The organism is Companilactobacillus muriivasis (assembly GCF_036246245.1).
Classification (GTDB): domain Bacteria; phylum Bacillota; class Bacilli; order Lactobacillales; family Lactobacillaceae; genus Companilactobacillus; species Companilactobacillus muriivasis.
This window is the reverse complement of the sequence record NZ_BTTQ01000002.1, coordinates 25,550-38,499: the sequence shown is the minus strand read 5'-3', so window position 1 is coordinate 38,499 and position 12,950 is coordinate 25,550. Positions and strand designations below refer to the sequence as shown.

General features: G+C 36.0%; 17 protein-coding genes. 4 read left to right on the top strand and 13 right to left on the bottom strand.

Features of this window, described 5'->3' with window-relative positions; genetic code table 11:
- Positions 1 to 62: 62 nt before the first annotated feature.
- Complete coding sequence (locus tag AAA923_RS03015; RefSeq protein ID WP_338214897.1) at positions 63 to 1,244, top strand: MFS transporter; 1,182 nt, start codon at positions 63 to 65, stop codon at positions 1,242 to 1,244.
- 137 nt (positions 1,245 to 1,381) lie between these two features.
- On the opposite strand, the gene arsC is transcribed toward AAA923_RS03015, so the two are convergent.
- The 8 genes from arsC to AAA923_RS02975 all read right to left on the bottom strand — a co-directional run bounded on the left by arsC (position 1,382) and on the right by AAA923_RS02975 (position 7,353).
- Complete coding sequence (arsC, locus tag AAA923_RS03010; RefSeq protein WP_338214479.1) at positions 1,382 to 1,783, bottom strand: arsenate reductase (thioredoxin); 402 nt, start codon at positions 1,781 to 1,783, stop codon at positions 1,382 to 1,384.
- 95 nt (positions 1,784 to 1,878) lie between these two features.
- A complete protein-coding gene (locus AAA923_RS03005; protein WP_338214478.1) occupies positions 1,879 to 2,592 on the bottom strand; it encodes a B3/B4 domain-containing protein in 714 nt (237 codons plus the stop codon).
- A gap of 1 nt (position 2,593) precedes the next feature.
- The gene (locus tag AAA923_RS03000) at positions 2,594 to 3,115 is read right to left on the bottom strand and encodes a GNAT family N-acetyltransferase (protein WP_338214477.1); all 522 of its coding nucleotides are present in this window, start codon (positions 3,113 to 3,115) and stop codon (positions 2,594 to 2,596) included.
- The gene (locus AAA923_RS02995; protein WP_338214476.1) at positions 3,115 to 3,567 is read right to left on the bottom strand and encodes a MarR family winged helix-turn-helix transcriptional regulator; all 453 of its coding nucleotides are present in this window, start codon (positions 3,565 to 3,567) and stop codon (positions 3,115 to 3,117) included. Before AAA923_RS02995 ends, AAA923_RS03000 begins: the two co-directional genes overlap by 1 nt.
- A gap of 130 nt (positions 3,568 to 3,697) precedes the next feature.
- Positions 3,698 to 3,973 (bottom strand): hypothetical protein, encoded by a 276-nt coding sequence (locus AAA923_RS02990; protein WP_338214895.1) that lies wholly within the window; start codon positions 3,971 to 3,973, stop codon positions 3,698 to 3,700.
- Between the two features lie 132 nt (positions 3,974 to 4,105).
- Positions 4,106 to 4,732, bottom strand: coding sequence for a DUF6198 family protein (locus AAA923_RS02985; protein WP_494515735.1), 627 nt, complete (start codon positions 4,730 to 4,732; stop codon positions 4,106 to 4,108).
- A gap of 159 nt (positions 4,733 to 4,891) precedes the next feature.
- The gene (locus AAA923_RS02980) at positions 4,892 to 6,412 is read right to left on the bottom strand and encodes an ABC transporter permease/substrate-binding protein (RefSeq protein ID WP_338214475.1); all 1,521 of its coding nucleotides are present in this window, start codon (positions 6,410 to 6,412) and stop codon (positions 4,892 to 4,894) included.
- Positions 6,412 to 7,353, bottom strand: a complete 942-nt coding sequence (locus AAA923_RS02975) for an ABC transporter ATP-binding protein (RefSeq protein WP_338214474.1) — start codon at positions 7,351 to 7,353, stop codon at positions 6,412 to 6,414. Before AAA923_RS02975 ends, AAA923_RS02980 begins: the two co-directional genes overlap by 1 nt.
- 175 nt (positions 7,354 to 7,528) lie before the next feature.
- Between AAA923_RS02975 and AAA923_RS02970 the strand changes: the two genes are divergently transcribed.
- On the top strand, positions 7,529 to 7,972 hold the full coding sequence (locus AAA923_RS02970; protein ID WP_338214473.1) for an Rrf2 family transcriptional regulator: 444 nt from the start codon (positions 7,529 to 7,531) through the stop codon (positions 7,970 to 7,972).
- A 15-nt stretch (positions 7,973 to 7,987) separates the two neighbouring features.
- On the opposite strand, the gene AAA923_RS02965 is transcribed toward AAA923_RS02970, so the two are convergent.
- The gene (locus tag AAA923_RS02965; RefSeq protein WP_338214472.1) at positions 7,988 to 8,848 is read right to left on the bottom strand and encodes an SDR family oxidoreductase; all 861 of its coding nucleotides are present in this window, start codon (positions 8,846 to 8,848) and stop codon (positions 7,988 to 7,990) included.
- Positions 8,849 to 9,186: 338 nt separating this feature from the next.
- Here AAA923_RS02965 and AAA923_RS02960 point away from each other — a divergent pair, with 338 nt between their 5' ends.
- Positions 9,187 to 9,897, top strand: a complete 711-nt coding sequence (locus tag AAA923_RS02960) for a B3/B4 domain-containing protein (protein ID WP_338214471.1) — start codon at positions 9,187 to 9,189, stop codon at positions 9,895 to 9,897.
- 48 nt (positions 9,898 to 9,945) lie between these two features.
- Here AAA923_RS02960 and AAA923_RS02955 read toward each other — a convergent pair whose 3' ends face one another.
- Positions 9,946 to 10,131: a hypothetical protein gene (locus tag AAA923_RS02955; RefSeq protein WP_041500696.1), complete on the bottom strand. Its 186-nt coding sequence runs from the start codon at positions 10,129 to 10,131 to the stop codon at positions 9,946 to 9,948.
- 2 nt (positions 10,132 to 10,133) lie between these two features.
- Positions 10,134 to 10,829, bottom strand: coding sequence for an NAD(P)H-dependent oxidoreductase (locus AAA923_RS02950; protein ID WP_338214470.1), 696 nt, complete (start codon positions 10,827 to 10,829; stop codon positions 10,134 to 10,136).
- 436 nt (positions 10,830 to 11,265) lie between these two features.
- On the opposite strand from AAA923_RS02950, the gene AAA923_RS02945 reads away from it, so the two are divergent.
- Positions 11,266 to 11,700 (top strand): ACT domain-containing protein, encoded by a 435-nt coding sequence (locus AAA923_RS02945; protein ID WP_041500693.1) that lies wholly within the window; start codon positions 11,266 to 11,268, stop codon positions 11,698 to 11,700.
- 45 nt (positions 11,701 to 11,745) lie between these two features.
- On the opposite strand, the gene AAA923_RS02940 is transcribed toward AAA923_RS02945, so the two are convergent.
- Both AAA923_RS02940 and AAA923_RS02935 read right to left on the bottom strand, forming a co-directional pair.
- Positions 11,746 to 11,898 (bottom strand): hypothetical protein, encoded by a 153-nt coding sequence (locus AAA923_RS02940; RefSeq protein WP_338214469.1) that lies wholly within the window; start codon positions 11,896 to 11,898, stop codon positions 11,746 to 11,748.
- 158 nt (positions 11,899 to 12,056) lie between these two features.
- Complete coding sequence (locus AAA923_RS02935) at positions 12,057 to 12,890, bottom strand: alpha/beta hydrolase (protein WP_338214468.1); 834 nt, start codon at positions 12,888 to 12,890, stop codon at positions 12,057 to 12,059.
- Positions 12,891 to 12,950: the final 60 nt, after the last annotated feature.

Below are 12,950 nucleotides of genomic sequence, written 5' to 3'. Positions count from 1 at the left end.
CCTTTAATAAAAATAGTAATATTTTATATAAATTATGGAGGTAAGTTTTGGATTCACAAAAAATCGAAACTACACAAAAAGGCGGCCTCAAGTTATTAATGGTCATTGGGACTGCCTGGTTATTCGATGCTGCTGATGTAGCATTGTTATCATTTATCATGCCATTGATTAAACAAGAATGGAGTTTAAGTGCCAGTCAAATCGGTTTGGTCGGTTCGATCACAACTGTTGGTATGATGATTGGTGCTTTCCTATTCGGATATTTAGCTGACCGTTTTGGTAAGAAAAATATCATGATGGTTACGCTGTTAGTCTTCTCAATCAGTAATCTACTATTGGCTTTAACTACTGACGTTAACCAATTTCTATTGATTCGTTTCATCACTGGTATTGGTCTTGGGGGAGAATTACCAGTAGCATCAACTATTATTGCAGACTCATTCTCGGGGAATAAACGTTCTAGAATGCTAATCTTGGTTGACAGTTTCTGGGCTATTGGTTGGATTTTTGCATCTCTAATAGCTACTCTAGTAATGCCAGCTTACGGATGGAAATTCACTGTTATCATCACATCTGTAACGGCGTTATACACACTAGTTTTACGTCACCATTTACCTGAAGAAACTAATGTTAAAAATGACAAATTGAATCTTCGCCTTGCTATGAAACAAATTTGGTCACCGGAATTCCGCCGCTCAACACTTTGCTTGAGTATTCTCTGGTTCGTAATCATGTTCGTCTATTATGGACTATTCCTATGGTTGCCAAGTATTTTGATTCAACGTAACTTGTCAATTTCACGGAGTTTCTTATACACATTCATCACTAGTTTTGCTCAATTACCTGGTTATTTCCTAGCTGCATACTTGATGGGTAAAATCAGTCGTAAAAAGGTTTTGGCAATCTACATCATCGGTACTATCATTGGTGCATTCCTCTTTGGTACAGCTCAAACTGAAGCAATGGTCCTTATCAGTGGTTGTCTATTATCATTCTTCACACTTGGTGCTTGGGGAATTATGATTGCTCTAACACCAACACAATATCCAATTGAATTACGTGGTATGGGTATTGGTTTCACCCAAGCAATTGGTCGTATCGGAGCTACTATTGGACCTTACCTAATTGGTTTCTCATTGGGTATTGGTATCAACACAACAATGATTTTCTTCTACTTCATCTTGGCTCTAGTTATCGGTATCGCCGTTCTTTCTTTTGGAATGATCGACACAGATAGAAAATAATACTTCAACTCAATTCAACTATTAAATAAGAAAATCCGTGTAATCGTAAATTGATTACACGGATTTTTTGGTTATATTTTTAAATATAGCGATTAAAAGAATGCCTCGCTGACAATAATTGTAAATCCTATTAAGGCTCACTTCAAAGTCAAAACTAATTTTCTGATTTCGTCTCGAACTCGTCTAAATTCATTTAACTTTTCTTCTTCCGTTCCAGTAGCAGCGGCAGGATCTGGCAATGGCCAATGCAATTTTTTCACAGTTGGTGGTGTCATTGGACATTTATCACGGGCATCTCCACAAAGGGTTACTACCAAGTCACAACTATTGAGATATTCCGTATCAATCAATTTAGAACTTTGATTAGAAATATCAACTCCGACCTCTGCCATAACTTTTACTGCCTTGGGATTCAAGCCATGCATTTCAACACCAGCACTGGCAACCTCCCAGTCATCCCCTAATATTATATGGCCAAAGCCTTCTGCCATTTGACTCCGACAAGAATTACCAGTACATAAGAAATAGATTTTTTTCATAAAGTTTTCCCCATATCATTGATATTGCTGATACTACACTATCCTCAACTGAATATCTATTTCTAAGTTTGAAAGATGTTCCTAAATCTTTTTGATTATAGTGCTGCTGTTTCAGGATGATCTTTTGTCAAATGTTCAATTCTTCCATCGACTTTAAAATACTTTTCAATCAAGTCTTTCAACTCAATAACAGCCTCATTGGCACGTTTTGCTTGCTCTTCATTAATAGCCTCAATAACTAAAACGGAATCAGTTGTATCCTCTGTCAACATAGTTCTTTGAGCTTCTCGCCAATTAAAACAACGACAAATTGCACCGGTGTTATCATAGTAAATAATCTCACCTGGCAATGCAGGAGCATCTTCTGTAGCACCTAATGGTTTGAATCCTTCGCCACCTTTGGCTTCACCTAAATGCATGTCACCATCGAAGGCATTGATATTCTCACCACCACAGGGAACTCCATATTTCAATGAAACACTGTTATAAATATCAACTAAAGGACTAATTGGTGAAAATTCACGTCCTTGGCTAACTCGTTTTAATAACGCTTCAATTGATGAACGTGCACCTTTTTTAGTCTTAAATTGACGGAAAGCTTGACGCCATTCATCAACGACTTCGTTATCTTTAAATGATTCATTGGTGATGAACTTTTCTGATTCTTTTGAGGCATCACTCAATAATTTAGCGAAGTAAGGATCATCTTTCTCATCAACATGATTGTCGATACCGTGAATTACTAATGTGCTGATCTGTGCTTCAGGAAATAACTCCCAAAATTTTTCATCTACTACTACTTTTGTCATATTATTTTTCCAATTCCTTTTTTAAAATATAATCTGTCTGTGTTGATGTTCCCATAACGAATTTGTGTGAACTGTAATGTTCAAATCCCATTGCTTGATAAAACTTTTGAGCTGATAAATTATTTTCCCAAACACCTAGCCAAACTCTTGGCTTCTTCAATGCTTGAGCACGTTCAATAGCTAATTTCATCAACATCTTGCCCAATCCTAAACGTTTAAAAGGTACGCGAATATAAATACGTTGAACTTCCAAGAAACTGTCATCCATTGGTTCACTTTGAGCATCTAAGATATTAACTTTTAAATATCCTGCCAATTTATCATCTACATATAAGAAATAAAATTCCGAATTTTTATTAGTTAACTCTTGTCGTAAAACATCCAAATTATACGCATCATCAATATATGCTTTCAGATTTTCCGGCGTATTGTAAGGTTTAAATGTGTCAGTATATGTTTCAGCACTGAGTTTTTGTAAAGTTTTTAAATCATCTTCAGTACATCTTTTTATTGTTGTTGCCATTAATATATCCGCTTATTACCCTTCTTCACATATTCCCAATTCTCTGAAATATTACCTTCAACTACTTCCAAAAGCTTAAAAATCTGCTTTCGTTCGCTGGGTGACAATCCCTTTAAAGCAACTTCATTCGAATAATGTTCCTCTCGATAAAGTATCGGATAAGTTTCCTCACCCTTCTTCGTAACATAAAGTTTCTTTTCTTTCTTATTATCTTCGGATTGTTTTCTAACGATAAACTCATTTGTCTCTAATTTTTTAATTGCCCGTGCTGCTGTTGTACGGTCGACTTTAATCATTTCAGCAACTTTTTCCTGAATAATCCCAGGATGTTCATAAATTCTCGCTAAGTAGATATACTGCCCCTTAGTTAAATCGTATTTTTTGAATTCAATATTACTGATTGAATCAAGCGACCGTGCAATTACACCGATTGATCTCAAAATGTCCGCCACATCTATGCCTCTCTTTCAAACAAAATGTATTGTACAATTGTTTTGTTGTATTTGCAACAAAAACTAAATTAAAAAAAGCTGACATTCACCGAAGCAAATGTCAGTCAGAATTAATCTTTTCTATTCAACTTTAATTGATGGCATAACCAACATTATGTGCAAATTGGTCAATTTGTTCCATATATTCCTTACCATTATCTAGTTGTTCTACGGTCTTTTGAACTTTACGATCATCACGTAATCTACCAAATAGGTATTGGAAAGAATAATTCTTATTCAACAAATTATATGTCTTTAGAACAAAATCTTTAGAATAATCCTCTTTATCCAAATCCTTTGCATTATTAATATCGGTATATAGCTCCGATAAAATTCTCTTTGCCTCAGTATTGTCATTTAGTTTCATCAATACACACCACCTAATTAATTATTAAAACCACACAGGTTGCACACTTATGAAAGCGTTTACTCTTATGCCTGTGTACCCATTATATAACTTATGGATGTAAATTTCACTTAAATGCCAAATATCTCTAAATTAATTATTTTCTGTATTAAAATTATGTTTTAATTGTGGCCAGATTAACTTGTCTGATGCGGCGATTAGGACCCCATTAAAGATAAATGAGAAAACTGTACCCACATTGACTGAGTAGACATTTCGAATAGCAATACCGGCTACAATAATCATTATAATTGGCGGAATAAAATCAATCAGTTGAGCGGCAGTCGAGTTGCCTTTTAAATACATAAATCGCAAAATATTTGTCGTATCATCATTTGGATGCATAACAATATTGGCTCGTTGATACAAAGAAATTGCCACACAGAAGAATACAACACCCAAACAAGATAAGAATATCCGAATTAGGACTGGCAAATTTGGTACTCCGACATTATTTAGAAGATTCGTAAAAATATTAACAAAATAACTGAAAAACATGACATAAAGAACCTCACCAATCAATCTTCGACCATCAAAACGTTTGATCAGAAATTGATTAGTTATAGCATTAATGACACCGATAATGAACAGCAATAAACCAGTATTCCAGCCAAACCACTTGGTCATGTTGACGGCACCAGCAGTCCACAAGCCACTACCCATATTTGCCGAAATACAAAGTCCATTACCAAAAGCATTTAAAATCAAACCAGACACCAGACCAACGATTCTAGTTTGTATTGAATTTTTGATACGATCACCCTTTCCCAATGATGATTATGTTACAGCAAAACTAACTACGAAAACAAAAAAAGTTGAGCTATAAACTCAACTTTGGGGTGCCACCCAGCAGATGAATACTCTCAGCTCTGGAGACGGCTACTTTAATAGCCCCTCTTTAACAAGATAATCATGCGCAACATTAGAAGCTTTTTCATGCTTAACAGTAACTAAATAATTCAGTTTCTGCATATCTGACTCACTAATTTTTCCAGCAAGCTTATTCAGCGTTGTTTTAATTTCTGGATGTGCCATCGCAAACTTCTCAGTCATCAAGGGTGCTCCTTGATATGGTGGGAAATGGTTCTTGTCATCCTTGAGCACGACTAAATTGTATTCTTTAACTTCTGGGTCGGTTGTATAACCATCAACTAAATTAACCTTGCCATTAGCAATCGCCTTGTAACGAATCGAAGGTTCCATCGTCTTGGCACTGGCAATATCCAATCCATAAGCCTTTTTAACACCTGGGAACCCATCATTTTGTTGATAGAAATCAGGGTCAAAACCGGCATGTAGACGGTGTTCGACTTTCTTCAAATCACTAATAGTTTTCAAGTTATATTTCTTAGCGAAACTCTGCGTAACAGCTAAATCATAGCCATTTTGATACTTCATTGGTGCTAAGTATTCCATATTGGCGTCTTTTTTCATCAACTTACGAGCAACTTGATAGGTTTTTTCAGGATTATGACTAACCTTCTGATTAGTTTTAACCAGTGCCTGCAAAACTGTCCCCGTAAATTCTGGATAAATATCAATTGAACCTGACTGCAAAGCCTTGTATAAGAAAGTCGTACCACCAAAATTAGGTTTCAAAGAAACTTTCATATTTGGATGATCCTCTTCAATTAATTCCTTATACATGTTAATTAAAATCTCCGGTTCGCTCCCCATCTTACCAGCAATCGTGACATTAACTGGCGGTTTGACGATACTACGATAACCGGCAAATCCACCAAACAAGACGATTAATGTTGCGAAGAGAATTCCCATTTTTCGTAATGATAATTTAGAAATAGCTTTGATCAACGCACTGAAAATCAATGTCAAAACAGCTGACAATATGGCACCAATCAATAATAGAGCATTATTATTTGTTTCAATACCTAGCAAAATATATGTACCTAAACCACCAGCACCAATCAATGCGGCCAATGTAGCGGTACCAATAATCATGACCATCGCAATTCTGATACCAGAAATAATCATCGGCATAGCTAACGGTATTTGAAATTTAACTAACTTCTTAGCTCTTGATAATCCAAAAGCTTCCGCAGCTTCGTCTAAATCGGGATCAATCGTTGTCAAACCAGAGTAAGTGTTTTGAAAAATCGGCATAACCGCATAAACAACTAAAGCGATGATTGCGGGCACTGTTCCAATTCCGACTATTGGAATCAAAATACCTAACAGTGCCAAACTTGGAATCGTTTGTAAAATACTCGTTATTTGTAAAATCACTTCAGCAATTCGTTTATGCGTCATCAACACAATTGCCAAAGGAATCGCAATAATTGCCGCAATAAATAGTGAAATCAATGAAATGGAAATATGTTGTCCTAGAGCGGCCCATATTTCACCGCCTTGAGTCTGTAAAATATGAATTATCGAACTCACTATTTCTCACCTTCTTTTGCCAAGAAATCTAGTAGATCGGAATTAGTAAGTTGGTAATTGCTACCATCGTTATCGAAAACTACTACTCCAGCATTAATCTTCAACTCTGTTGCTAGTCGAGTAAGGGAATCTTCCTTCAGCAAAGTTGAATTAATTTCAGCATCGATATTTTGTCCAAATCCAGCGTCAACAATTTCACCAACAGTCGATGGACCATTTTTTTCGATTTGGAAGAACCCTTTGACGAAATCGTTCTTAGGATGATTCAAAATATCGTCACGATTACCAATCTGTTCCAAATTACCCTTACTCAAAACAGCAATTGTATTTCCTAAACGAATGGCTTCGTGCATATCATGTGTAACAAAAATAAAGGTCGTCTTCAGTTCCCGATGCAATTTCAAAACCAAATCTTGTAATTGTGTTCGAGAAATCGGATCCAAGGCACTAAAAGGTTCGTCCATTAACACAGTCTTAGGACTAGTAGCTAAGGCACGAATGATTCCCACTCGTTGTTGTTCACCACCAGAAAGTTCATGTGGCAAGCGCTTAGCATACTTCTCAGGATCAAGTCCTACCTTATTTAAAAGGTCCCAAGCAACTTGTTTACGTTTATCCTTAGACCATCGTAATGAATCAGGTTGAATCGTAATGTTCTCTTCAATTGTTAAATTAGGAAATAAAGCAATATTCTGCAAAACATAGCCCATATTTAAACGCATTTTCCGTAAATCATATGTATCAATGTTTTTTCCATCAATTAAAATTTGTCCTGATGTTGGCTTGATCAATCGATTAATCATTTTTAAAGTGGTAGTTTTTCCGCTACCACTTGTTCCAACCATCACAAAAAAATCCCCATCCTTGATTTCTAGGTTCAAATCCTCAATGGCAGAATTAGTATCATCATATTTCTTATAGACGTGATCAAACTTTATCATAACAAATCTCTTTCTTGTAACTTTTTAAGTAACACGAACAGTAACATGAATAATATAAAGTAATCGTACTATTGTGTCAAACAATACGCACAGTACATAATTAATTGACTAATTCATTAAATCCAATTAAGATAGTACCTGTAAAACTAAAAGTTACACATACGAGGTATTAAAAATGAGAGTTTCTACTCGTTTCAGTGATTCAGTTCACATCCTAGCATTCATCGAAATCTATCGAGACCAAAGGCTGTCTAGCGAATTGATTGCCAGTAGTATTGAAACTTCCCCAGTTGTTGTCCGTCGTTTGATGGGAATTCTGCGAGAAAATGGCTTAATTGCAACTAAGAAAGGTACAGCTGAACCTAAATTATCCAAATCTCCTAATGAAATTACTTTATTAGATGTTTATTTAGCAGTTGAAGGTGACAAACAATTGTTCACACTTGATACCAATACCAATCCTGACTGTATCGTTGGGGGAAACATCCAAAAAGTCTTAGGAAATTACTATGAAGAAGCCAAGATGGCCGCTTTAAGAAAATTCAATAATGTTTCGTTACAAGATATAATCGAAACTATTTTAGTAGAACAAAAAGCAAAAGAGCATAACGTCGGATGACGTTATGCTCTTTTCTTACTTCTGATAATTTTTTGTTAAAAATTCTTTCAACGGTGTGGCTGGACGTCCCATTATCGTTTGATAATCGGAACTAATATCGTTCAACAATCCCCGTCCACCAGCATCATACATTGATGACAACATGTGGCCTTCATTACCCTCATTATAAATTTCTGCAAACTCATCCAAACTAACTGGTTGATAACCAATTGTTGAACCAGAGACTTCAGATAAAACTTCTGCCAATTGTGGCATTGTGTAATTGCGGTCCTGAGTTAAAGTATAAATTTTTTCATTAATTAATAGTTCTTTAGTGGCTGCTACTTTAGCAAATGCCTTAGAACTATCTTCCAAACTGATAAATGACAATGCCTGATCCTTCATAGGATAAATCACATTCTTACGTTCAATTAGCTCAGGCAGGTACGGTACCAACGGATCAGCATACAAAGCATTTTTAACGATTGTATAATGTAAACCACTTGAGGCTAATCTTCTTGGTAAATAACCATAGAATGCTGACAAATCAAATGGATTATTGGCTTGATCAGCGATGAATCCCATTGCCAAAACATGACCAACCTTAGCCTTTTGGGCCGCTTTAATCACATTTTCCAACTCACTAACACGACTAAAACTGTCATGACTTTTACTAGGAATGTAGATCAAAACGTCCTTATCCGTAAAAGCACTAACTAGAGTATCTTCTTTCAAAAAATCAATTGGTACAACATTAGCACCTGTATCTGCAATATGCTTTGCCTTAGCTACTGTGTGTACTCCAGCAGTTACAGCTTTGCTAGGTACAAGCTTGATTAATTCATTAAAAACTTGACTCCCTAAATGGCCTGTCGCTCCAGTAATTAAATAATTCATTTTGACTACCTCCTTGTTTACAAAATACATGTTACTTCAATTGTTACAAGTAGTCAATAATTTAATTTCTCTTTTTAACACAAATACTCTTTCATAACTAATACGTACGGTGTTATTTAAATATGCCGTCTCCAAAGCTGGGAAATATTCACAAACTGTGCGGAACAGTCCGAGCCATAGTACGGTCTCGAGCCTCGGCACACAAATATTTCCCAGCTCTTCCGACTAATTAATCATCAATAATTGAATGTAAAAGTATACAAATATATTAGTATTCAAGCTATTAAAATGATGTAATACTAATATAATAAAAGAAATAGACTGTGGAGGGATTTCTAATGCAAAAAATCATTATCGATCAAGAGTTTTGGGATATCTTCCCCGATGTCGAAATTGCCGTTATGACGGCTAAAGGTATCGACAATCATAACGATGCAAACGTACCAAATGACCTAATTCAACATGCCAATGAAGTTGCTAAAAAGTGGGTTCCAGACGATCCTATCAGCATTAATCCAGTGGTCAAAGCATGGCGCGATGCCTATCGAAAATTCAAAACTAAGAAAGGTGCTCGTAACGCTGTTGAGAATCTTTTGAAACGTGCTAAGAATGATAAAGGTGTTGGTAACATCAATCCGATTGTTGACGTTTACAATTCAGTTTCTCTCGAGTATGCATTCCCTATTGCTGCCGAGGATTTGGACAAGATTGTTGGGGACGTTCATCTAACAGTTGCTAAAGGTGGAGAAAATTTCACTCCGATTGGTGAAGATGAAGTGGAAGAAGCTTTACCTGGTGAAGTTGTCTATCGTGATGATAAAGATATTATCTCTCGTTGTTGGGCTTGGCGTGACAGTGCTCGTGTGGCTGATACTGATAGCACCAAGAATCTACTCTTCTATATGGAAAATATTCAACCCGACAGAAAGGCTGACCATTTAGCTGCTACTAAAGCATTGAAGACAAGGTTTCACGATTATTTGAATATTGATATCAATGACATAACAATACTTAACAAAGATAATAGAGAATTTGTATTTGCTAAGTAAGTCGAAAAAAGATGGATCAGTAATTTAATTACTAATCCATCTTTTTATTTACCACTGTTCATGATTCCAAAGCCGACCATCGACTTCACCTTTTAATTGTTCTGAACGTCGATTCTGCTCTTGAACAACTTTTTTCATGGCAGCTAAAAAGGCTCGGTTTTCATAAGCTTGTTGTTTCTTGGATAGGTCATCAACTTGTTTCTCCAGCCAAATTCCATTTTCATTATCATCCATGCTTACTCATCCTCCCCTTGCTTGATCAAGCCAATAGTACTCTTCAATTGTTCCAAGTCTTCACGGCGTTGGATAAACGTATTTAAAATTGTTTCACATTCAGCACAACTAGTATCGTTAAAATTCTTAAAACGGTCAGTAAATTCTCTTTCAAACCATTTTTGACGACTGCTGAGCGTATCTGGATATTCTTGTGTCAGGTAACGTTGATAATCAATCAACAGTTGCATCTGTTCTTGGTCGTTCAAATAACCAAACTGAGCTATCGTAAAGGTTGGCAAAATCTGCATTTTTGCACGGTCAGCTATGGCACGATATGGAGCCATGATTTCGTCAATCGTAATATTTTCACTACCGCCACGACAAAATTCTTTCAACGGCATACCAGTACTTACGACAATTCCAAACTCTTTGTCACCTAAATTATCGTCGCCATCGCCGTAAACAAAATTACGTGTCAGTACCTTATCTTCCCAGCATTTGAGTCCTTCTGGGGCTGCGTACCAATAAAGAGGAAATTGGAAAATTATCCGGTCATTCTCCCTTAAAAGTGCCTGTTCCTTATTAACATCGATTGTTGTTAATTCCTCGACATGATGCCAAGTAACATCTTGTAGTTTTGCACCTTGCATCAAAAATTGTTGTGTCTGCGAATTATTAATCTCTGGGTGTGAAACTATTATTAAAGTCTTCAACATTAACATCTCCGATCACTAATAGGATAGCAAAAAAAGCCAAATCTTTAAACCAAACAAAACTGCACAATGATATAATTTAAAAGATGGGTTAATGAAGGGTGTATCTCCAGGGCTGAGAACATTGACCTGCTATGCGGAACGGTCCGAGCCACAGTTTGGTCTCGAACCTCGGTTTGAAGCCTTACCACAGTTCGGTAAGTCTCCAAACACGTCCGGTGGTGTAATGGCTAAAGCCATAACGCCACTACCACAGCTGGTCAATATTCTCAGCCCTTCCGAATTATTCATTACAAATAATCAAACTATCATTCTCATTAATCATAATATACTAGATACTCGTAATTATATTAGTTACTTTATTTCTAATATTGAATACAACCTAATAAATAATTAAACATTTCAATCTGTAAATAGAATTTAGTGAGGAGAAAAAGTCGTGGAAAAATATTATATTGTTGATAGTTCTATTCTTCCTGAATCCTTTGATCGTGTAATCAAAGCACGGAATTTGCTTGAAACTAGAAAAGTTCATAACGTTAGTGAAGCGGTCAAAGAAGTTGGTATTAGTCGCGGTACTTACTATAAATATAAAGATTTGGTTTTCCTACCTGACGAAGATATGACTGACCGTAAGGCCGTTATATCGATGATGTTGCATCATGAACAAGGGATTCTTTCTAAAGTGTTAGTAGATATTTCAGAGTCCAACGCTAGTATTTTGACGATTAATCAAAATATCCCTATTCATAACATCGCCACCGTTGTGATTTCACTCGATATTAGTCATCTAAATGGCACAATCGACGACCTTATCGACAAATTAAAATTATCAGACTTTGTTGACAACGTTCGTCTAATTTCAATCGAATAATATACTAAAAAATCCCTCAAATCACGTTAAATGATTTAGGGATTTTTATTTTGGCCAAGCAATATACATGGCAAGTAGGACGTTGAGTGTACCGATAAAATAAAAGAACTTCGATGCAACGGCATTTTGAACGTGACCACCAAATTTAAATAGCAACAGTCCTAGGATGAAAACTGATGTCATTAATAAAAAATTCATTTTGTCACCTATTTTTTCGATTTATTGTTTTCACCATATTACTTTAAAGAAAAAATGTGACGAAATAATGAATTTGTTATGTAATTAAATGTACTTTTAAAGATTGCCAACTCCAGGAATGAGAATATTCACCTGCTATGTTATATATATCGGATAACCTAATCTTTTGCGTTTGAACCTCTCACCCACAAAAAATGCTCAATATCATGCAACACCTTAGGATTTCTGCGTGTTAACGCACTATGTTCTGCTCTTGGACCTGTAAATATTCGAGATTCATAGGACTGATGTGGTCCCTTAAATACTTTCCGCAACGATCTCGCTGATGAAACTGGTACTGCTTTATCAAAATGATCTTCTGGACTCAACTGTCCCATGATATTCAATTCACGGATATGAAGATTTCGAATGGTTGAATTTGGTTCAACATACGAATCAAAGTCTTTACTCAACTGATTGGAATAGCGCCAATCATTACGACGATATATGTCTCGATTCAACACTTGCATCGGAGCTGCTATATTTACTAAAGAATCAATCTGTGGTTGGTTCTTTTTTTGACTGTAATTTTCCAAATAATACATGATGGCATTATTTCCCCACGAATGAGCTACTGCATTAAAGCGCGTAACGCCGTACTTCTTGTGTAAAACTTTTAAAATTGAGTCAATCCATGTCGCAGTATGATGATAATCTGACTCATGATTGTTTTCGAACAATACTTGAATCTCGGGATTCTTAGCTTCTTGCGGCCAAACTCCATACGTTTTAACTTTTCCTTTAGGCGTTACAACGATGGTTAAGGTTCTTGTAGCGAAGCCATCGCGCTGTGACTGATCAATTAAATAGTCCATTGAATGCACTGTTCCACCGAACCCGTGGAAAAATAGCGTTGGCATTTGTCGATTGGAACTGGCGGAAACGGTTTGTTCAGTCGTATAACCGGCGATAATTGCCACGAATAATAATAAAAACCACTTAATTTTTTTCATAAATTCACCAATATTTGATTTATTACCAAAGTTTAAAACAAATAAAATCATAGTCAACAA